Origin of the sequence: Methanosarcina sp. (assembly GCF_028693135.1) — an archaeon.
In the GTDB taxonomy this organism is placed as follows: Archaea; Halobacteriota; Methanosarcinia; order Methanosarcinales; family Methanosarcinaceae; genus Methanosarcina.
This window is the reverse complement of the sequence record NZ_JAQUVZ010000017.1, coordinates 21,347-42,398: the sequence shown is the minus strand read 5'-3', so window position 1 is coordinate 42,398 and position 21,052 is coordinate 21,347. Positions and strand designations below refer to the sequence as shown.

18 protein-coding genes are annotated in these 21,052 nt (G+C 41.8%); 11 read left to right on the top strand and 7 right to left on the bottom strand.

What is annotated here, in order from left to right:
• The first annotated feature begins 202 nt into the window (after positions 1-202).
• The 3 genes from PHF18_RS09860 (at position 203) to PHF18_RS09850 (ending at position 2,309) form a co-directional block, all read left to right on the top strand.
• Positions 203-718, top strand: a complete 516-nt coding sequence (locus tag PHF18_RS09860; RefSeq protein WP_367279180.1) for a hypothetical protein — start codon at positions 203-205, stop codon at positions 716-718.
• 41 nt (positions 719-759) lie between these two features.
• Positions 760-1,905: a sorbosone dehydrogenase family protein gene (locus PHF18_RS09855; protein WP_300101908.1), complete on the top strand. Its 1,146-nt coding sequence runs from the start codon at positions 760-762 to the stop codon at positions 1,903-1,905.
• A gap of 119 nt (positions 1,906-2,024) precedes the next feature.
• Positions 2,025-2,309 (top strand): ferritin family protein, encoded by a 285-nt coding sequence (locus PHF18_RS09850; protein WP_300101905.1) that lies wholly within the window; start codon positions 2,025-2,027, stop codon positions 2,307-2,309.
• A gap of 206 nt (positions 2,310-2,515) precedes the next feature.
• On the opposite strand, the gene PHF18_RS09845 is transcribed toward PHF18_RS09850, so the two are convergent.
• The 4 genes from PHF18_RS09845 to PHF18_RS09830 all read right to left on the bottom strand — a co-directional run bounded on the left by PHF18_RS09845 (position 2,516) and on the right by PHF18_RS09830 (position 6,276).
• Positions 2,516-3,625, bottom strand: coding sequence for an inositol-3-phosphate synthase (locus tag PHF18_RS09845; RefSeq protein WP_300101902.1), 1,110 nt, complete (start codon positions 3,623-3,625; stop codon positions 2,516-2,518).
• A gap of 339 nt (positions 3,626-3,964) precedes the next feature.
• Positions 3,965-5,200 (bottom strand): transposase, encoded by a 1,236-nt coding sequence (locus PHF18_RS09840; RefSeq protein WP_300101899.1) that lies wholly within the window; start codon positions 5,198-5,200, stop codon positions 3,965-3,967.
• 1 nt (position 5,201) lies between these two features.
• Entirely contained in the window at positions 5,202-5,789 is a 588-nt protein-coding gene (locus PHF18_RS09835; RefSeq protein WP_300101896.1) for an IS607 family transposase, read from the bottom strand.
• Between the two features lie 214 nt (positions 5,790-6,003).
• Positions 6,004-6,276 (bottom strand): DUF1294 domain-containing protein, encoded by a 273-nt coding sequence (locus PHF18_RS09830; RefSeq protein ID WP_300101893.1) that lies wholly within the window; start codon positions 6,274-6,276, stop codon positions 6,004-6,006.
• Positions 6,277-6,436: 160 nt separating this feature from the next.
• Between PHF18_RS09830 and PHF18_RS09825 the strand changes: the two genes are divergently transcribed.
• Positions 6,437-7,504, top strand: coding sequence for a YbhN family protein (locus PHF18_RS09825; protein ID WP_300101891.1), 1,068 nt, complete (start codon positions 6,437-6,439; stop codon positions 7,502-7,504).
• A gap of 74 nt (positions 7,505-7,578) precedes the next feature.
• Here the strand turns inward: PHF18_RS09825 and PHF18_RS09820 are convergent, their stop codons facing one another.
• Positions 7,579-8,061, bottom strand: a complete 483-nt coding sequence (locus PHF18_RS09820) for a serine protease (protein ID WP_300101889.1) — start codon at positions 8,059-8,061, stop codon at positions 7,579-7,581.
• A gap of 107 nt (positions 8,062-8,168) precedes the next feature.
• Positions 8,169-8,801: an isoprenylcysteine carboxylmethyltransferase family protein gene (locus PHF18_RS09815; RefSeq protein ID WP_300101887.1), complete on the bottom strand. Its 633-nt coding sequence runs from the start codon at positions 8,799-8,801 to the stop codon at positions 8,169-8,171.
• A 405-nt stretch (positions 8,802-9,206) separates the two neighbouring features.
• On the opposite strand from PHF18_RS09815, the gene PHF18_RS09810 reads away from it, so the two are divergent.
• Positions 9,207-10,508: a phenylacetate--CoA ligase family protein gene (locus tag PHF18_RS09810; RefSeq protein WP_300101885.1), complete on the top strand. Its 1,302-nt coding sequence runs from the start codon at positions 9,207-9,209 to the stop codon at positions 10,506-10,508.
• Between the two features lie 430 nt (positions 10,509-10,938).
• Here the strand turns inward: PHF18_RS09810 and PHF18_RS09805 are convergent, their stop codons facing one another.
• Positions 10,939-12,261: a hypothetical protein gene (locus PHF18_RS09805; RefSeq protein WP_300101883.1), complete on the bottom strand. Its 1,323-nt coding sequence runs from the start codon at positions 12,259-12,261 to the stop codon at positions 10,939-10,941.
• Between the two features lie 807 nt (positions 12,262-13,068).
• Between PHF18_RS09805 and PHF18_RS09800 the strand changes: the two genes are divergently transcribed.
• From PHF18_RS09800 to PHF18_RS09775, 6 genes are all read left to right on the top strand, one after another.
• Entirely contained in the window at positions 13,069-14,337 is a 1,269-nt protein-coding gene (locus tag PHF18_RS09800; RefSeq protein ID WP_300101881.1) for a P-loop NTPase fold protein, read from the top strand.
• 91 nt (positions 14,338-14,428) lie between these two features.
• Positions 14,429-15,796, top strand: a complete 1,368-nt coding sequence (locus PHF18_RS09795) for a tetratricopeptide repeat protein (protein ID WP_300101877.1) — start codon at positions 14,429-14,431, stop codon at positions 15,794-15,796.
• A 586-nt stretch (positions 15,797-16,382) separates the two neighbouring features.
• Positions 16,383-17,369 carry a tetratricopeptide repeat protein gene (locus tag PHF18_RS09790; protein WP_300101874.1) on the top strand — a complete coding sequence of 329 codons (987 nt, stop codon included), beginning with the start codon at positions 16,383-16,385 and terminating at the stop codon, positions 17,367-17,369.
• Positions 17,370-18,031: 662 nt separating this feature from the next.
• Complete coding sequence (locus PHF18_RS09785; protein ID WP_300101871.1) at positions 18,032-18,880, top strand: methanogenesis marker 8 protein; 849 nt, start codon at positions 18,032-18,034, stop codon at positions 18,878-18,880.
• A 187-nt stretch (positions 18,881-19,067) separates the two neighbouring features.
• A complete protein-coding gene (locus PHF18_RS09780; protein ID WP_300101867.1) occupies positions 19,068-20,240 on the top strand; it encodes a hypothetical protein in 1,173 nt (390 codons plus the stop codon).
• A gap of 499 nt (positions 20,241-20,739) precedes the next feature.
• Complete coding sequence (locus PHF18_RS09775; RefSeq protein WP_300101864.1) at positions 20,740-20,979, top strand: MTH865 family protein; 240 nt, start codon at positions 20,740-20,742, stop codon at positions 20,977-20,979.
• The last annotated feature ends 73 nt before the right edge of the window (positions 20,980-21,052 follow it).

The window sequence follows — 21,052 nt, the reverse complement described above, 5'->3', positions numbered from 1 at the left end:
CAGGCTTACCTGATACATTAAAACCCATCTCTCTATGACAGATAAACTTCAATATTTGAACCCTGTAGCCTGAACTGCGGCTTGAAAAAACATATCTATAAAGCCGATAAATATATAATTGTAATATTTTTGATCTTTATTATTGATCTTTATTTTTGGTCTTTATTTTTTGATCTTTATTATTGATCTTTATTTAACTTAAATCCGGGGGGATTTCATTAAAGCAGAGCAGAACAGTTCAAAAATTGAATATGAGGTCATCGGACAACCTTTCCCAGAAATCATATCAAAATCACTTGCAGGCAAAGTTGTGACCCTTCCGGAATCGGTGAAGGGAAAGGTAGCACTCGTCTGTATTGCTTTTGTACGAAGCTCACAGAGTATGATCGATTCCTGGGCTCAACCTTTTGAACAGGAGTTTGGAAAAGACAGCATGTTTGCGGTCTACGAAGTCCCTATGATAAACAAAGGCTGGAAGGTCCTTTCCTGGATGATTGATTCCGGAATGAGGGGAGGGATACCGGTAGAGAAACATGATAACGTGATCACCTTTTATGGGGACTATTCCGGCTACCAGGAAACCCTTGGAATGGAAAATACAAACCTTGCCTACGTTTTTTTACTGGATCCCGAAGGCATTGTCCGCTGGAAAGGGCAGGGATACTCCAGCCCTGAAACCGAAAAAGAACTTCTCAAAACTGCAATGACTCTCAAATGATGGTGAATTTCAAGTGAAATAGTGGAGGAAATGGAGGGGAAATGAGAGGAATGAAGATAATACTTGGATTTTTTGCTCTTGTTGTCCTTATTTTTGCAGCTTATGCCATCCTGAGAACCGTGCCGATTGATAACTGTGGAGAAAACGGGTCAGGATTTGCCTGTATTGAGCTCCCACCCGGTTTTTCCATTGATTATTATGCCGAGAATGTTGAAGGGGCGAGGTCTATGACCCTCAGCCCGAACGGGACGCTTTTTTTCGGAAGCTGGGGTACGGGGAAGGTCTATGCAGTTCCTGACAGGAACGGGGACAATAAAGCTGATGATGTTATTGTGCTTGCTGAGGGTCTGGATATGCCAAATGGGGTGGCATTCATGAACGGTTCCCTGTATGTAGCCGAAGTTTCGAGGGTGGTCCGTTATGACGACATTGAAGCAAGGCTTGAAAACCCGCCCGAGCCGATCGTGGTCAATGCTAATTTTCCATCCGACCGCTCACATGGCTGGAAATACCTCAAATTCGGGCCTGATGGAAAACTGTACGTGCCTGTAGGGGCGCCGTGTAATATCTGCAACCTTGAAGAGGAAGATGAGCGTTATGGAACGATCATGCGAATGGAGCCTGACGGGAGCCAGCTCGAAATCTTTGCAAGAGGAATAAGGAATACGGTTGGTTTTGCCTGGGACCCTGAAACCGGAGAACTGTGGTTTACCGACAACGGCAGGGATTGGCTTGGGGATGATTTACCTCCGGATGAACTCAACAGAGCGCCCGAACCAGGGATGCACTTTGGCTTTCCCTATTGTCATGCAGGCGACATCCCTGACCCGGAATTTGGAGGACTCAGGAACTGCTCCGAGTTCACGCCGCCTGAGAAAAAACTGGGCCCTCATGTGGCTGCCCTTGGGATGACCTTTTACACAGGCACAATGTTCCCTGAAGAATACAGGAACCAGGTCTTTATTGCCGAGCACGGCTCCTGGAACAGGAAAATTCCCATTGGCTACCGGATTACCCTTGTCAGGCTGGAAAACGGAACCCCGGTAAGTTATGAGCCTTTTGCCGACGGCTGGCTCCAGGGATTTGCAGCCTGGGGAAGGCCTGTGGATGTCCTTGTAATGCCTGATGGAGCTTTGCTTGTGTCGGATGATAAAAATAATGCAATCTACAGGATCAGTTACAGTTGATTCGAATACCCTTGCAAACGCGTCAGAGGAACTAAACAATCATCATGCTAAAAAAATGTATAATGGTTGTAAAAATACTTATGATTATACATCATATACAGCAAATAGGGGTGAATAAATTGTTATCTAAAATTCCTGTAGATCTTAAGAATGTATCTGAAGACGATATCGACAAGGAAATCCTCAGAGCCGGAATTATTGCCGAGCTTGATGCCGTAAACCTTTACGAGCAGATGGCTGCACTTACCAAAAATGAGAATGTAAGAGAAGTCCTGCTGGATATAGCAAAGGAAGAAAAAACACACGTTGGGGAGTTTCAGGCGCTTTTACTCCGGTTCGATGCCCAGCAAAAAGAGGAACTCGAAGCCGGAGCCGAAGAAGTAGAGGAAGAGTTGTCCAAATAAACAGTCAGAGGAAGAGTTGTCCAAATAAGCAGTCGGATAAATTCCCTGATGTTTAAGCTTTGAACTTTCTCTGGATGATTAAAAGATTCCAGGGAAAGTCCTTATCTAACGATTTTAACTTTTATTGAGAATTGTTTTGCTTTTACTTCCGAATCAATTTCCTTTAATTCGGATATCTATTTTATGTTTTCTACGTTAAGTTTTTTTCAATATTGATTCTCTGCAATAAACTCCTCAATCATACGATATGCCTCATCATCCGGATACTGCTTTGGAGGGTGTTTCATGAAATATGCAGATGGTTGATAAAGAATTCCGCCTTTTCCCCTATCAAGTGCCAGTTTGCAGCATCTGATAGCGTCAATTACAACCCCGGCAGAATTCGGAGAGTCTTCTACCGAAAGCCGAAGTTCGAGATTCATGGGTACATCCCCAAAGATTTTTCCTTCCAGACGCAAGAAGCATATTTTGTTGTCTTTCTGCCAGGGAACATAGTCGCTAGGACCCACATGGATATTTCCGTTTTCAAGCCGCTCGGCAAGCACGGACTGAACGGCTTCGGTTTTCGAAGTCTTTTTGGATGCAAGCCGGTTCCGGTTTAGCATATTAAGGAAATCAGTATTTCCACCTGTGTTAAGCTGGTATGTCCTTTCCAGCTTTACTCCCCGTTTCCTGAATAGGTCAGCAAGAGTCCTGTGAACTATGGTCGCACCGAGCTGGGACTTGATGTCATCTCCTATGATAGGAAGCTTCTTTTCTTCAAAGCGTTTTGCCCATTCAGGGTCGCTAGCAATAAAAACAGGCATGTTATTGATAAAGGCGCAGCCGGCTTCAAGGGCACATTTGGCATAGAAACGGGCAGCAAGTTCGGAACCAACAGGCATGTAATTGAGGAGGATCTCGGCTCCTGAGGCCTGCAGGGTGTGCACAATGTCTTCTCTTGTTGCGCCTTCTCCCTCTACAAGCAGGAACCTGCACTCTTCAGGATAATCTGCAAGGTGCTCGGAAAAACCGTCCAAAACCCTTCCAACTTTCACTTTAACGCCTGTTTCCGGAACTTCTGGACAAAAAGCGGTGGTGCAGTTTGGAAGAGAAAAAATTGCTTCCGACACGTCCTTTCCCACCTTTCTCCTGTCTATATCAAAAGCTGCTGCCACCTCAATATCATAAGGAAAGTAACCTCCAAGATCCCGGTGCATAAGGCCGATAGCATCTGTGCTCCCCTGTTTTCTGTAATACTCAATCCCCTGCAGAAGAGAACTTGCACAGTTCCCAACCCCTGCAATGGCAATTTTGATTCTGTCTTTACCTGCCATTGAAACCCCCCCAAATAAGCTCAAAATAGTATCAGATATATTTATTCCCGGTTGTCTTTATTCACTGGCCCCAGGTCATCTTTATTCCCAGGTTGTCTTTATTCACTGGTTCCAGGTCATCATTATTCCCAGGTTGTCTTTATTTCCCGGTTATCTTAATTCCTCAGTCCCCCATTTATCTGCAGTTCCCAAAGCCAATTGCCAGAGTGTACCCCCATACAGGACAAGGAATGAAAACTGTGATACCTCTTATCTTATGAAGAAAATACTATAAAAAACATTTTACAAAAAAAAGAATTAATGTGACATTGTAGGTTATCATAAATGATCAAAATGTAATCAAGTATCTTCAAAAGATGTTATCAAACATCTCTTTGGGTGTAACCCTACACCCTCCACTCCGTCTGCGAATGCTTTTGGAGTTGCTTTCCTGATTATATTCAGAGCTCCGTTGACATCGGCATTGATAATTATCCCAGTTGCGGATTTGAATAGACCTCGTTTGATCCTTCTGCCTACGTATTTAGCTCTGTGTTCTACAGGTTCGTTATCAAGGAAACTACATTTTGATGTATGACTCTCTTCTTGAAGTATAACTTCTATGTTGACTTCCTGAGCTTTGTACTGGATCATTTCAATCAATTTAGCCAGTGGGAGCTGAACGAACTTCTGGTTGGTTTTTCGTCCCATGTTAACGTCTTGCTTCCAGTTTTCGTTTTTGCCAATTATGATTGATTTAACATTGTTTTTGATTGCGTAATTAACTATTCTACGGCTAAGTTTGTGGAAATAATCCTTTATCATGTTATTTCGTTTGAAGTCGAGTTTTGCAAGTTTATTTCCATATTTAATTTTAGCCAGATCGTATATGTGCTGAATCATGGCTTTTTTCATGTTATAGAACTGATTAATGTTGTTTGCAGTATTACCCTTAACAACAATTGGGTTTGCACCAAAGTTATTTGCGATAGTTGCAATGTTGCGAACACCAAGATCAATTCCTAAAACTCGGCTTGAGTTAATTTCATTCTCAGAAACTGTTTTGTCGTACACGATTTCACACGTATACTTATTTGCGTTTGGGATTACCCGTACTTCTCTGAGGTCCACATCAACTAATCTGGTTTTCAATTCCAGGTTTACCACTTTTGGGAAGTTGAGTATACCATTAACGATTTTACACTGCTGGTTTGTGAATACCAGGATGTGTTCCCCATCTTTATGTTTGTATTTGGGTGGTTTAGGTCGTCCCAGAAATAATTCAGGAGATTTTGCGTATACTTTTAATGCTTTGAAGAACGATTTCCAGCTTTTATCCAGTAGTTTAAGTACCTGTTGAGCTGTTTGTGCTGGCAATGCTCGGTACTGCTCTGTGTTTTTTAGCATTGAGTAAAGCTGTTTATACCAGATACCTTCACCCTTTTCACCAGTTTCCTGGTAAAGCTTATCATTTTCAAAGAATCTTTGTCGTATTATGTAGTTTGCACTATTAAACAGGTTTTTGGATGCGTGAGCTAGACCTGAGATTGTTTCAGATTTAAATTGGATTTGTTCAGTTCTAGTCACAAGTGCCATGTTATTCCACTTCTATTTCTAATGATTTGTTGTTTTTTCGTTTGCTGTAGTGTTTAATGCTGTAGCAATGCAGTAAGGAAATTATCTCCTCAAAAATTTCTTCTGAATCAAGTTTCTTGTTTCCTGCTTCTGAAACCACTATTATTTTTGTCCCGAATTTTGCAAACAAGTTTGAAAATAATTCAAATCCAATTCTGCTTAAACGGTCTTTGTATGCAACTATTACAGTTTCAACCCTGAAAGCAAGTATTTCATCAAGCATCTCAAAGAATTCTTTCCTTTTCTCAAATGAAATGCCCGAAGCAATATCTTTATACACTGCATCTATTTTTATTCCAGAATTGAAAGACCAGCTTTTAAGGAATTCAACCTGGTTGTTTAGATCAATTTTCTGCTTTGCAGTTGAAACCCTGCAATAAATTACATGTTTGCGTTTCACATCTTTGTTAAGAAATGCGTAAACGGATTCATCGTCATAATTGTATTTCCCACTCGGAAGTTTAAGTCTTTTTATGTAACCGTTGTCAGCATATCTGTATAATGTAGGTCTTGAGATGTGCAAGACTCTTAAGACATCTCCAGCTTTCACAATATATGATTGGTATTGATTTTATTTGTACTTCTCTGTTTGATAATATCATATGATTACTTTAGTTACTATTGTTACTGATTTTCATTCCCATATGCGGTTTCAGCTATTCCATGGTGTTTACAGCTCTTATACCTTTTATAATCAATTTGTGCTCTTCACAGGAGACTTTAACAAAATTCAGGTATAAGAAGCGTTACAGGCTGCTGTAGACTTACAGATTTATCCAGAGTACCAGAAGAAGGTGAATTCCAATAAAAGCCGGCACAGAGTACCTGAAAAGGGGCTTCTGGGTTTTATGCCTGAACTGCATCATTCCGAGCCATGCGCCGATCGGCCCGAAAAGGGAAATAGTCAGCAGGGTTTTTTCCGAGATTCGCCATATTTCCTTTCTTGCTTTATATTTGTCCAACCCATAAAGGGCAAATGAAGCTGCGTTAAGGGCAGCATAGACGATAGGGAAAAGAAGGTAAACAATCTCTGCCATGAGAAAGAATTCTCCTTTATAATAATTAAAGGCTGTGATGCCTTACAGGAAATAGCTTATCCTTTAGTTCGATCCTTAATTCAATCTCATTTTTGTGTAAAAGGATGTCAGAAAATACAAAATAAGATGAAGATGGATATCTAAGATCAGAGGATTATATATGGATATAAACAGACAGGAAGGTTTGCAGGCGCCAGAAAATAAAGATAATAACCATAAAAGCCTGAATACTCCTCCTCCTTTTGTCCTGAAGGTAGGCCATTATCTTCCAACTCTTATCTTGCTGGGACTGGCTGTTCATCTGATCCTTCCCCAGCTTGCCTCAGTTGAATCATCCTTTCAGGTTATCAAGACAATGGTACTGTGGGCTGTGCTGCTGGCTGCCCTTGCCCAGGTAATGAGTTACGCAGGAACAGGTTATCTCCTGTATTCGGTTGTGGCAATAGTAAACCAGCAACTCTCAGTGTTTAAGGGAGCTCTGATAAATCTCGCTGCGACAAGTATGGGAATGCTGGCAGGAGGCACTTTGGGGAATGCTGCAGCCACTTACCGCTGGGTACGGAAACAGGGCGTCAGCGCCGAAGGCTCCGGGCTTGCAGGCACTCTTCCCACTATTTTTAACAATGCAATTTTAATGGTACTTGCAGTAGCTGGAATAATCCATCTTCTACTGGTCCATGAACTGTCTTTGCTGCAGTTTTTCATGTTCCTCCTGATCCTGGCTTTACTGGGGTTGGGCTTTGCAGCAGTGAGCTGGGGAAAAAGTCACAGGGACAGTTTCACATCAACAGCTGTCAGGATTGCGGCTTATTTTGCCCGGCTCCGGCACAAACCCTATGTCTCTGATCCAACCGAAGCCTCGGTAAGCCGCATGTTTGCAGCCCTTGATACGCTTGGTAATGGGGGCTGGAAACGGCCGGTCCTGGGATCCGCGCTTTCTACGGGTTTTGATATGTTGACTCTGTACTTTTTTTTCATAGCCGCAGGACACCCTGTAGGACCTTCAGTCCTGCTTGTGGGATACGGACTTCCCCTGCTCTTTGGAAAAATGGCTTTTTTCATTCCCGGAGGGGTGGGGATTGTGGAGAGCACTATGGCTGCACTGTACACAGGGCTGGGGGTGCCGAGTCCGATTGCAGTTGTGGTCATACTTGGTTACAGGATGTTTTCTTTCTGGATCCCCACGTTAATCGGCTTTCCTGTAGCTTTTTATCTGCAGAAGAAATGAAGTCAAGAGAAATGTGAAGTAAAATAGAACGTAAAATTAATTTTCAGCATCGTAGCATCGTCATCGTAGCATCGTTATACTTCCAGGCTGCGAAGAATTTTAGATGAAACCGCCATTCCCATGCAGGTGTCCAGTGTTGTTGAGGACATCATCCCTATTACCTTCCCTCCCTGTACGACAGGAGAGCCGCTATCCTCCGGCTCCGGCATATCCTGGCACTGGAAGCCCAGGAAAAGCAGTGAAGCCCCGGAATTAACCACCCTGCAATAATGGATAGTACGGGTGTCATTGACGAGCTCAGCCAGCTCCAGTTCTGCCGGGCTGCCAAATTCGGTGATTTCAACCGCAGTGCCAGGAGGAAGCTCTATCAGGGCTAAATTATGGTCTTTCAAAGTTCTGGTAACAATAAGTTTCATTCCATTAACTGTTAGATGGTCATCTTCCCCCTGGAATATATGGGAAACCGTGACCATGTAAAGCACTCCTTTGAGCGAGATTACAGCGCCGATAGTACCGCGTTTTCCATCGTGAAAAAAAGAACTGCCTGCTTTTATCATAAGCTTTAGCCAACCTGCCGGTTTCGTCTGGACATAGTTTTTCTTCTGGGCATAGTTAATGGTATTTTTGGAGTTTACGTTAAACTGGGTTACAATTATATTTAGCGTTATATATTAACTGAGGATTGATCAGATTCTTTAACACTTCCTCCTCTTAATCCGGGAATTATCCTGTGAACCCTTTTTTGGTACTCCCGGTATTCATCACCGAACTGCGCCACCAGCCTTGTCTCCCAGTGCAGGGACCCCAGATACAGATAGATGGTAGTCAAAAGGTATATGACAAGCAGATTGACGGTCATAATAGGAGTGAGACAGATCGTGACAAGCCCCGAAAGCAGGAAGGGATCCCTTACCCACCGGTAAATGCCCCGGATCTTCAGGGAATCTGCTTCTGAAGCCTGCGGGCCAGATAGCTGCGAGCGTATTTTGAACCGGTGCCGAGCATCCCGAAAAGCCATGGGGGCAAGCATTCCGGCAATTAACTGTCCCCCAACCATGAACCAGCGCCAGGGAGAAGGTATTTTGTAGAGAACCCGCCCCGGATTTTTGTAGAGCTGATAGACAAGCGGCAATATCGTCAGCCCCGCAGTAAGGCTATATGCCGGCAGATAAAGCGTTTCTGCTCTGGGACCAGCAACTCTCATGACAAAGCGTTTGAACGGCAGGCTCGCAGTCAGGCTGTGAATAAATGCAAATACTACCAGAGAAATAACAGCAGTAATTTTGGAAGAAACCAATTCCAGAAGTCCCCCTTATTTTATTTATATAGCTTATATTTCCGCACCAGTATGAAAAGTTTACTTATAATGCCTTAGAAATATTAGAAGTACAGGGAATTGCAAGCAATTGATGTGGACGATAGATGTGAACGATAATTGATTTGGAAGATAATTGATGTGGACGATAATTGATGTGGAAGATAAATAAGATTCAAACCAACTAAATTTAATAACCTTCCCAACCCGAAAGGTTCGCTCAACAATATTTATATGTGGGAAGGGCTACAGTAAAGTTTGATTTTTCCTAACATATTATATTGCTCATAAGATTACTTAACATAGCATGACATGTAGAGACATGGCACCCATGCATTAAAGTTTACAACTGGAGAACGGTTTTACAAATCAAAGAAGGTTCTTTTAATGAAATACTGGCAGCCGAAATATGAAACAATGGATCCCGAAGAAATGAAGAGACTACAGCTGAAACGCCTGCAGCACAGTGCAAAGCTGGTCTATGACAACGTTCCCTTCTACAGGCAGAAATTCAAAGAGGCTGGAGTCGCTCCCGGGGACATCAAGACCCTTGAGGACGTCCGGAAGCTGCCTTTCACACGCAAAACAGACCTTCGGGACAACTATCCATTCGGGCTGTTTGCTGCAAAGAAAGAGGATATCGTGCGCATCCACGCCTCCTCAGGAACCAGCGGAAAGCCCACGGTTGTCGGATATACTGCAAAGGACATTGAGACCTGGTCGGACCTGATCGCCCGAAGCCTTACGATGATAGGGCTTACAAAAGGCGACGTGATCCAGAACTCCATGAACTATGGCCTCTTTACCGGAGGCATGGGCTTCCACTACGGTGTAGAGAGGATGGGAGCCCTGGTCGTGCCGGCAGCGACAGGCAACACCGCCCGGCAGCTTGAAATGATGATCGACTTCGGGGTAACCGCAGTCCACTGCACCCCTTCCTACGCTTTCTACCTCGCAGAGACCGCAGAAGAGCTCGGCTTAATAGACAAACTCTCCTTAAAAGCAGCCATTTTCGGTGGCGAGCCCTGGTCAGAAAACACGCGGAAGCAGCTTGAAAAACGCCTGAACCTCAAAGCCTATGACTGTTACGGCCTCTCCGAAATGCTCGGTCCCGGCGTCGGTTTTGAGTGTCAGGAACAGAATGGCCTGCACATCTGGAGCGACAACTTCCTCGTCGAAGTCCTGGATGAAAACGGAGAGCAGGTGTCCGAAGGTGAAAAAGGGGAACTCGTCTTAACCTCCCTCAACAAGGAAGGCTTATGTAACATAAGATACCGCACAGGTGACATAACCCGCCTCCTTGAGTCCGAATGCGACTGCGGCCGTACAACAACCAGGATCTCACGTCTTCTTGGCAGGGTAGACGACATGATGATCGTCCGTGGTATCAATGTTTTCCCCTCCCAGATCCAGGACGTAATCTCAAGAATCCCGCAGGTCGGTGAACAATTCCAGCTTATCCTTGACCGCAATAAACACATGCTTGACGAGCTCACAATCGAAGTCGAACTCGAAGATAACGCCTTTACCGGCGACCTCAAAGACCTCAAAGCCATCCAGAACCACGTCCAGCACGAACTCAAAGCCGTCCTGAACATCCGCACAAACGTCGAATTGCTGGAGAAAGGCAGCATCGAGAGGACCACAGGAAAGGCAAAGAGGGTTATTGACAGGCGGGCAGAACTCTGAGCCCCGCCCAATTTTAAATCACTATTTAGTAACTTAAACAATCAGGGAATTTTTCTTCTCTGATTTTCTTTTAACTTTTTTGCATCCGTTAAACAAAATTTCAATTTCTTTTTTTTACAGAAGCAGGGCTGGAAGTATTATTTCTTAAAACCGGGGTTCCACACGTTCGACGCAGGAGAGCGGCTTTTCCGTGAAGTCTGCAAAAAAGCTGAAATTCCTGCATTTTATCAAATGAAGCCCTGAAAAAAGTTAAAGCCTGAAAATTATTCTTGCCAACCGTTCTAAACAACAAAAGGGTATTATAAAATACAGCTCTGGCGTTGTAGATATAAAAAATGAATGAATGTGTTTACAGGTAACACATTCAGCCTACAGGTAACACATATCAGCCAGAGCTTGAATTGGCCTTAATATCCCGGTTCCTTTTACCTTAACTCTTCAGGTCGAACTTTATAGCCCGATCGTACACAATCTCCGAGTAGGATGGCCCGGTTTTAGTAGAGTTTTCCATGTAGGCCCTCCAGGCAACAAAAAGCGGTTGATCCGGCTCTATGCCATGGGGTCCCATACCAGAGGGAACCTCGTAGCAGTATTGATCACCTTCGCTGCAGTTCCTGGCGAGCTTGTAGACGTAAAGGTATTTCGCATTGGGATTGTCAGGGAGATATTCCTCAGCAGATCCATTGAAATCTTCGTCTGTGATTGCTCTAACACCATTCCACACATCAGCTCCGTATATTGCGAAGTTCGAGTACGTCGCCTTTCCTGTGGCTACATGGTTGACCCCATAGACAATTATGAATTCATTGGTATCGTTGCCCAGAGTAATTGCCGAGTCTCGCAGGAAAGGATAGTACAGCGAAGTGTTAAAGAAAGGAGGTGTAGGCGAAGAGACAGTCTGGTTTGCTGTCCATAGATAGCACGCATCGTTGTTAGGACCCACGGCGTTAATTCCTCTCTGGATAGCATCACTCCCTACAGGAACTGCCTGACTGGTCGGAAGCTCTGTGGCATTCGACTCATTATATTTGTTGAGAATCGCAATCCTTAGCTCTTCGAGATCATCTTTAAGCTCAAACTCTGTTTGCCCGGTTCCACGGACTCTTAGCTCCGGATAATCATACGGGTCCAGCTCCGTAGTGTTATTGGGAGTAATCCGGAAAACAGTTGCAGGTGTATTATTTATGTAATCATCACCAGCCTGCGTGTCATTGACTAAGGCCGGGCGGACAAATGCGGCAAATGTATCGGAGTTATTCTCCAGACCCATGTTTAATATGGCTGAGGGAAGCACCTGGGTGTTAGTTATGTTATCCGAATACCCCGCTGATTGGGCAGCAGCCCGGATGCGTTGATCAATGCCTCTGTCAGCTGTAATGATTATTACCGTGGTTTGATTGTAAGGATTCCCAGACGACCCATTTGGAGTTCCTTCGGTTTTGATAACCAGGCTGTTCAGCGTATCTGCTATGTTGGAAAAGAGCCATCTTTTCTCATTCCCATATGTCCTGTGCATTATGTAATGATCGTAACTGAAGTACCTGCATTCCGGTGGGGTTCTTCCCACGAAAACAACAGCTTCATCAGGACCAAGGTTCCAGAAAGGAGTTGTGTTCCCGCTCATCCCGAGCGTACTTGTTAGTTTAGAAATCCGTTCATCTACTTCATGGCCAGATGCCGCTGGAACAAAAAATGCCACATATTTTGTGGTGGGATTGTTTCCATACGCAGAAGGTAATACTCCTTCCTCCAATAACCTGATTAAATCAAAGTACCCCAGCTCACCGTCCTGTACGGTGAACCCATCCTGCTCTAAAGCTTGTCGAAAAGCCTCCGTATCATACGTTTCATTCTCTGCGAGGCCAGTTCCTGTTAACATTATGAACGAAACGCCAAGTAGTATAAGTAGCATATAAGTTTTCATATACTATTTCCCCCGTAAGCTGTAATTATTCTCGCAAAGAATTACACTAAAAAAGAGAGGATCCCTTCAACATCTTCTAAGACGGTATGCCTTCGATTCTTTCTAAAAGTAAGGTGTAAATCCTTGCTACCGATATTATAATTTAGCACAAATATATTAAAAACTTTGGTGGAACGTTAACTAAACTTGGAGAGTTGATCTGTTAACAGTCCACATGATTCCTTACAGCAGCAGCCAGTTCTTAGAGCCTATCCGAAAAGTGCTTACCTGCTGTAACTTTTACAATATGCAATATCAAAACCGGAACGGATACTCTGATATTATAGACCTATTATGACTTTTCAACATGCATTACTGATTTTTCGGATAGGCTCTTAGTACTGCTTTTTAGAACCCTGGGCAACTCCACGCTCGACGCAGGAGAGCGGCTTTTCCGTGAAGTCTGCAAAAAAGCAACACATCCTAAAACTTAAGAATGCAACATATACGAAAATATAAGAGTTATTCAAAGCTAAGTTATCTGCAAAACAAAAAGTGAAACCATCACAAAGATCATTACACTCAAAATGTTATATATCGTTCATAACATAGACTTCATGCTGAAATCATCTAAATTTCTGAAAAGGAAGTACAATAATGGCCGGAGACTTAAAGGAAATTTACCACTTATTTAACCCAAATAAAGCTCTTCAAAATGATGATTTGGAAAACTACTATGTAGAAATTGATCAGAACGAAACAAACATCGAAGAGCTTAAAACCCGCCTTGAGCTTAGCCTTGAAACTAATGAGCCAGTTAAACTTCTTTTCACAGGACATAGAGGCTCAGGCAAAACAACTGCATTAAACCGTCTTGTGTCATATCTGAACAGAGAGATGGGAGATAAATTTTTTATTGTACATTTTAGTGTTCTCGATCTTCTGGACAACAACGACATAAACTACACTGATGTCTTATTTTCAATACTTACAAAAATAATAGGAAAATGTCAAGATGAAGACTGTAATATAAGTCCCCCATTAATGGAAAGAACAAAAAAATGGGGGAAATCAATCACAAAAATGGAAGTTCATGAGGATAAGCTTGAGGGCGGTGCAGGCTTTAGCTTACCTGTCTACTTTGTTGAACTACTGGCAAGGATGAAGAGTGAAACAACCACCAGGCAAGAAATAAGAGAGGAAATCCAGCCGCGTGTATCTGAGCTAATTAACCTTATAAACGACATAATTGCTGAAATCGAAAGAAGTGGAAAACAGGTACTTGTTATAATAGACAACCTTGAAAAATGCGATTATGAAAAAGCATTAAACCTATTCTACTATCACAGCACCCAACTAACCCAGCCAATGTGCAAGATAATCTATACATTTCCCATATCACTTCGAAGTTCAGAAAAATTCACCCAGATAAAAATGAACTTTAGCGACGATATCATTTATCCGAACATCAAAGTTCGCGAAAAAGATGAAAGTATAGCCCAGGAACCAGCTGGGAGAACTTTCATGAAGCAAATTGTGACAAAAAGAGTTTCTCTTGACCTATTTACTCCCGAAGCCCTTGAATACATAATTGATATGAGTGGGGGCGTTATCAGGGAGTACATAAGGATTATCAGAGATTCGGCAGTACGTGCCATAACCAGAAAAAAGACCTTGATAGACAAAGATATTGTTGTCGAAGTGATTAATGGGCTTAAGAACTCATATCAGGCACAGTTAAGTGATGAAGACTACGAAGTACTTCTGAAGATTTATAAGACTAAAGAAATAAAAAGAGATGAGAAGCTTGTTGGTCTGCTTCATAACCTCAGTGTGCTTGAATACAAAAACGGAAGAAGCTGGTGTGACCTCAATCCTATAGTCAGGTCGATTCTCGAAGAGAAAAATCTTCTTCCGAAAAAGTAAAACAAACAGGAAACAGGGTATACCTCAAAACTTATTTTCAATATTTGGAACCACAACAGGTAGAACTATGGAACTGGACCCTTCTCATTTAATGAAAATTGAAGAAATAGTTACACTTCTTGATCTTTCCGAGGACTGCACAATTGCATTTGTGCGCTGTAACGAACCAGTTTTATGTGATACAATCTGCAAGGAAATTTTTGAGAGGGTACACAGTAGAATTCACATTTACAACCTTGAAATGAATGAGGAATCTACCAATCTTTTCCAGCTTTTAGAGGAAACCACTAAATCAGATTTATACAATTCAAAACTTGAGGAAAATAAAAAAGTTGCATTTTTTGTTTTTGGGATTGATAGCGCAGTAAAAACGAAAAACATTAGTGGAAAATCCGAGGTTCTCCTCTTACTAAATATGATGCGAGAGAAATTCCTGGAAATCAAACACCCAATACTTATCTGGATTAACAGTGCATCACTTAATTTAATTCTTGACGAGGCACAGGATTTTTTCTCCTGGAGAACCACTATTTTTGAGTTTGATGTAAAGCGAGAAATAACTTCCAGCCCAATGTTTGAATTTGAGGATTTCGATGGTCTGGACAAAAAGGGACTTGAAGACCTAATTGAGTATTATTTGAACTTAATAAAAGAGTTTAAGGACAGGGGAATAAAAGACCCCTATAAACTTGCTTACTGGAATTACAACCTCGGAACTATTACACTATTTTTTGGTCATTCAAAAGAAGCTGTAAAATACCTTGAAACTGCTGCATTGATATCATCCAAACTCGACAACAAGAATCTAAATGAATCGATATACAGCAAACTCGGGATAACATACTACCAGCTTGGAGATTTGAAAAAGGCTCTTGAATATTCAGAACAGGCTTTGGTAATAGCAAAAGAAATCGGGAACAAGAAAGAAGAAGGATATATTCTGAAAAACTTTGGCGTCATATATGAACAGCTTGGTTCTGTGAGAAAAGCGATTGAATATTATGGACAGGCGCTAAAAATCGCTAAAGAGACAGGAGACAGGCGCGGAGAAGGTGCAGACCTTGGAAATCTGGGGTTAGCATACAGTTATCTGGGCGAACCCAGAAAAGCAATTGAATATTATGAACAGGCACTGAAAATTGCAAGAGAAATAGGCGACAGGCGTGGAGAAGGAAATTGTCTTGGAAGTATGGGGTCAGTATACTATAGTCTGGGAGAGCCGAAAAAAGCAATTGAATATTACGAACAGGCACTGAAAATTTCCAAAGAAATAGGCGACAGGCGCGGAGAAGGAAATCGCCTTGGAAATCTGGGGGACGCATACAGTGATCTGGGCGAACCCAGAAAAGCAATTGAGTTTTTGAAGCAATCCCTGGAGATAGGAAAGGCAATTGAAGACCTGAGGATAATTGGCTTTTGCGAGCAGAAATTAAAGGAACTTGAAGGATCTGATGAATGATTTTATCTTCTTTTTTAATTTTATGGGAAAAGCCGTTTGCTTCGCAAACGGGGGTTGCCGGGGAAAGATTCGAGCTGGAAACCCGGTCATAAATTGAAAGTAAAGAAGCAATGAATTTTCGGCTCAGGTTGCAGTAATCAACGAATTTTACATTTCAAACCCAACAACCGAGAAAGTGATTTTCAAAACCACAAGCCAATAATCAGGAAATTTATTCTCTGATTTTCTTCAACTCTTTTTTTGTTTACTGTTTAATTAAATTCGGACACTTTTTATCAAAGCAGTAACACTGGAAGTATTGCTTCTTAGAACGTCTGGAGCTTCTACTACAGCTCTACGAGCGGTTTCTTTATAATTTTCCTTGGACTGTGAAAATGAATGGAAATTAAGAGTTTATATTGAAACTTCCGTTGTCTGATCTTTATCTTTGAAAAGAAAAAACTTATCTTGGTTTAAAACATTATTAAAAAATAATTAGTGTATTTTAGATGGTTTTTAAAAAAGTGATCATGAAGACTACAGGGAAAAAGAAAAGATAAATAAACGACATGCATAGAATATATAATTCCTGTAGGGGGGAACAAGTATGCGAGAAGCAAAAAACAGGTCCGTAAATTTTGGATTGACACACAATGATGTAAAAGAAAGCAAAAAAGCAATTGAAATTTGTGAGCTGGATCTTAAAAATTCCAGGGAAAGTGGAAATAGAAGGGAAGAGGGGAATAACCTTGGAAGATTGGGTTTAGCTTACAGCCATCTTGGAGAAATAAGAAAAGCTATTGAATATTACCAGCAGGCAGTAGAGATTTTTAAAGAAATAGGCGATAGGCAAGGAGAAGAACTAGCTTTCGAAAATATAGGATTAGTCTATAGCCGTTTAGGAGAGATAGAGAAAGCTATTGAATACTATGAACAGGCTCTGGAAATCTCCTGCGAAATAGGAAACATAGAAATTGAAGGAGCTGTTATAGGGAATTTAGGAATAGCATACGGTTTTTTGGGAGAAACAGGAAAAGCAATTGAATTCTATGAGCGTGCACTTAAAATCGCCAGAGAAACCGGGAATTTGACAGGAGAAAGAAATAACCTGGGAAACCTGGGTAACTTATGCTATCAGGTGGGGGAAATAAGGGCAGCAATTGGATACTTTGATCAAACCCTCAAAATGTCAAGGGAAATAGGGGATAAGCGGGGAGAAGGAGATATTCTCAAGAATCTGGTGATAGCATATAATCGCCTGGGAGAAATGAAAAAAGTAGCAGAATATAGTGAACAGGAACTTGAAATATTGAGGGAGATTGGGGAAAAATATAAAGAAGGACAAACTCTTGAAAGGTTAGGTTTGACATATAGTTTTCTGGGAGAAAAAGAAAAAGCAATTGAACGTTATGGGCAGGCACTCGTGATTTCCAGAGAATTAGGTAACAGGAGACAAGAGGAAATTCTAATCGAAAAATTAAGGGATCTGAAAAAAACAAAAAGAGCAGATCGCTATTACAAACAGAAAATAGGAGTTTCAAAAGACCTGAAAGAAAAAAAGGGCTTTAAGCTGTTTTGTATGGGTCGAAAATAATTTGTTATCTTGAAATTTGGGGAGACTACACTACCCTCATAACATTGTAAAGGCGATTACTACCAGCTTATCTGCTCAAAGAAAAAGTTCTTTTAAGCAATAAGATGAAGAGTTTTGTTTTTGGTGACCCTGTACTCACTTACTATCAACCTGGTTAAGTGAAAAAAGCAATTAAATATTACGAACAAGCACTGAAAATTTCCAGAGAAATAGGCGACAGGCGCGGGGAAGGAAATCACCTTGAAAATTTGGGGAGCATACTCATACTATATCTGAGAGAGCCGTCTTGGGTCTGAGAGAGCCGTCTGGAAGAGCCCAGAAAAGCAATTGAGTTTTTGAAGCAATCCTGGAGATAGGAAAGGCGATTTAAGACCCGAGGATAATTGGCTTTTGCGAGTATAAATTAAAGGAACTTGAAGGATCTGGGGAATGACTTGATTTCACTTTTTCAAAGAATTTCGCACTTTGAATCCAATGATTCATGAGTAATTTTCAAAACCACAATCCAGATCAATAAAAATTTCTTCAAAAACCCAGAAATCGAACCAAAACCCCAAAACCAATAAGCTATTAAATAAGCAACCACAAACTTTACCTGCAATTTTTACCGGATTTGAATTTCTTAACAATCATATTTTTGCTCAATTTTGAAAGGTGGAACTATGCCTCACATAATGGAATTACTTGGAAAAACAAGAGTTGTCGTAAAGGATGGCAAAGTAATCGAAGTAGGAGAGCCTGAAGTCGAATGGTGTCCCCTCTTTGCCAAAATGCGTGGGATCCAGAAGATCACCCCTGAAGAAGTCAAGAAGAATATGGAGTTCAGAATCAGCGATTTCGGGATGTTTACGGAAAAGCGCAAGCTGGAACTCGAGGACTTTGTAGGATTTGGAGCATCTGAAGTTATGATGACAGGCCTGAGCAGAGGCTTGCTTGACACAACCGTGACCGCCTGTGAAGGCGCAGGAACTGTCATTTCCAATAATCCTACCCTTGTTCAGGGCATAGGCGGCAGGATGTCGGGACTGGTCGAAACCGAGCCAATCGATGGCATCATAAACGGAATCACAGAACGCGGCGGAATTGTGCTTGACCCCTCAACTGCCGTAATGGACCCGGTTGCGGGAGTAAAAAAGGCAGCAGAACTCGGGTACAAAAAAATCGCAGTAACCGTGGCTTTCGGGGAAACCGCAAAAGAGTTACGGAAGCTTGAAGCCGAACTTGGGCTGGATTTGATAGTAATTGGGGTCCACGTAACAGGTTTAAGCGTGGAAGGAGCCCAGACTCTGGTAGAAAATTCAGATATCGTAACCAGCTGCGCCTCAAAGCACGTCAGGGACCTGGTAAAGCCCCTCGCTCAGGTCGGAACCGCAGTCCCACTTTTCGCCCTTACCCAGAAAGGAAAAGAACTTGTGATCGAAAGGGCAAAAGATATCAAAAGCCCACTTCTGATCAATACCATGGCTCTGCCTGTACTTCCTGAACAAAAGCAGCCCCGGGATTTAAAATAAACGGCTTTAAAGCCGTTATTACTTTTTTTACCTTCTTTCTTTTTCCTCTTCTTTTTCCTCTTCTTTACCTTCATATTATCAACAATGAATATATAAGCAACATTTTCTACGATAAGATTATATTTTTTAGAACTTATAGATATTATGTTTCTGAAAAAACATTACTTAAAGTTCCACGGACGATGAAATGACTGCCATATCAAATGACAAAGAGAACAAAAACAAAACTCTTGAAGAGAGAATTATAATCGAAAAAAACAAGTTTTTTCTTTTTATAAAAGAAAGAAACGATTACATCAGAAGTCTGCCTGAAACTGAAAAGAAAGCATTTATCGCGTCAATACAGAAAATAAAGGAAAGTAAAGGTAAAATCGAAAGGCTATTGGTGAAGAAAGAACTCAAAAGAGGCATTGACGACCTTCTTTTTTCTTTTGAGGACCTTCCGCTTTTCGGGAAAGAATACTGGTTCATGAAATTCACAACCGATGACGGGTCCAGGCGCCAGTTTTTTCTCACGTTCGGCAGGAGCGCGGGGGATACCGAGGTTAATGGCAGATACGTAGAGAATAGCAAGATAATAAATGATAAAACGGACGGGTATTTTGTCTCCTGGGCATATGATGAGATGAAGATAAAACTCACTGATGATCTGGGGGTCATCGAAGTGAAAGATGACAGAGTGACCTGCTCCAACAAAGACCTGAAAGCGGATTTCTATGGGTCGTTTCCGAAATATGTGCTTGATATTTCAAGCAATGGCAAGAAGGTCTGCTGTGTGGATATAAGAGAGCCGGAGGATAATAATTATAATTCAGAGGTGGCTGAAAATTTCAGAGGCTTATTCGGGTACAGGCTTGCTAGCCTGTACTTCGATTTCGAGGGCTTGCTGTTTGATAAGAATTTCTCCGGGAAATGCTATGCGCAGAAAGTAATTGTTATCGGGCCTTTCATCCCCTGGAAATGGTCGAGAATCATTTTCATGAACGGGTCTATCCTGACCTACTATATCCCGAATATAGAGATTGGGGGAGTAGAATACGAGATACGCAATTTCATGGAATTCTATGATGCAGAAAACAAAAAGATTCACAGATTCAAGAAGGCAAAAGTGCACGAGTACCCGTCAGAAAAAGGAGATAAAAGATGGGTCATTACCGCTGAAGAAGGCAAAGTGTTCATGGTCATGAAGAGCTATTGCAAGGAATCTTTTAGCTTTATGAATAACTTTAATTTCAGTTATATAGAGAACCTTGTCGATGTCGTTGATTTCCAGATCGAGATCGAGGGTAAGTTCATAACACTAAAGGAAACCGGCAGTGGATTGGGCATGGTTGAAGATACATCAGGATTCGGAATATGAATTAGGAGGATGGCCGTCCTTTTTCATGGATTTGAGTATCTTAAGAATAAGTATTGGGTCCTTGTGCGACCCATTTTTCTGTAGTCGGTTTTCCCGGCTATTTGTTCTCTTTTTAAGTTTCATTTTTAAGGTTTGTTTTTAAGTTTCGTTTTTAAGGTTCTCTTATTACCTACTTTAGAGAAATTTTATTTCAATGGGTTTTTAGCATTCGTGCAGCCGCTTGATAAGCAATCGTTGAGGGCATCCGGCACGATATTAATGATTGCAGCCAGAAAGGGCGTCTGGATAACTTTAGAGGTCTTTGTGATGTACTGTGATGCACCAACTACATTCCAATGCCGATTAAGTATATATCAATAACCCGCCAATAGGATATTGCAGGATGAATTCTCCAAAGGAAATCAAACTGCAAAGAAATAAAAAGTCCAGATAAAGAAAAAACCCGAAACCGGGGAAAAAACAAAATTTAAGTAAAAATACAATATCTGAGGGATAAGATATGACTGTAAGAGATGATATTCACGGACAGATTGTTGGCGGCCTTAAAGGCGCAAAGTTTCCCATAAACACACCTGAAGAATTACTCGCTGCATTCCCTGCCGGAGCAGACACCACATGCAGATCAGGCGACCTTGCAGTTACTGCAGGAGAAGCAGGCAAATTGCTCACAGCAGCAGATTTCCCATTCAAAGATGCAAAACACGTGGCAGACACAATAGTTGACAGAGCAGGGCTTTAAGTCCTGCCCTCCTTCTTAATTCTTTATTGCTCATTATTCACTTTTCTTTGTGCCTTTTCTTTGTGCCTTTTCA

What these genes read in the sequence shown, in the direction of transcription:
- PHF18_RS09855 (WP_300101908.1), top strand. Translation starts at nt 760, where the DNA reads ATGAGAGGAATGAAGATAATACTTGGATTTTTTGCTCTTGTTGTCCTT.
- PHF18_RS09845 (WP_300101902.1), bottom strand. Translation starts at nt 3,625, where the DNA reads ATGGCAGGTAAAGACAGAATCAAAATTGCCATTGCAGGGGTTGGGAAC.
- PHF18_RS09840 (WP_300101899.1), bottom strand. Translation starts at nt 5,200, where the DNA reads ATGGCACTTGTGACTAGAACTGAACAAATCCAATTTAAATCTGAAACA.
- PHF18_RS09830 (WP_300101893.1), bottom strand. Translation starts at nt 6,276, where the DNA reads ATGGCAGAGATTGTTTACCTTCTTTTCCCTATCGTCTATGCTGCCCTT.
- PHF18_RS09825 (WP_300101891.1), top strand. Translation starts at nt 6,437, where the DNA reads ATGGATATAAACAGACAGGAAGGTTTGCAGGCGCCAGAAAATAAAGAT.
- PHF18_RS09820 (WP_300101889.1), bottom strand. Translation starts at nt 8,061, where the DNA reads ATGATAAAAGCAGGCAGTTCTTTTTTTCACGATGGAAAACGCGGTACT.
- PHF18_RS09810 (WP_300101885.1), top strand. Translation starts at nt 9,207, where the DNA reads ATGAAATACTGGCAGCCGAAATATGAAACAATGGATCCCGAAGAAATG.
- PHF18_RS09800 (WP_300101881.1), top strand. Translation starts at nt 13,069, where the DNA reads ATGGCCGGAGACTTAAAGGAAATTTACCACTTATTTAACCCAAATAAA.
- PHF18_RS09795 (WP_300101877.1), top strand. Translation starts at nt 14,429, where the DNA reads ATGAAAATTGAAGAAATAGTTACACTTCTTGATCTTTCCGAGGACTGC.
- PHF18_RS09790 (WP_300101874.1), top strand. Translation starts at nt 16,383, where the DNA reads ATGCGAGAAGCAAAAAACAGGTCCGTAAATTTTGGATTGACACACAAT.
- PHF18_RS09785 (WP_300101871.1), top strand. Translation starts at nt 18,032, where the DNA reads ATGCCTCACATAATGGAATTACTTGGAAAAACAAGAGTTGTCGTAAAG.
- PHF18_RS09780 (WP_300101867.1), top strand. Translation starts at nt 19,068, where the DNA reads ATGACTGCCATATCAAATGACAAAGAGAACAAAAACAAAACTCTTGAA.
- PHF18_RS09775 (WP_300101864.1), top strand. Translation starts at nt 20,740, where the DNA reads ATGACTGTAAGAGATGATATTCACGGACAGATTGTTGGCGGCCTTAAA.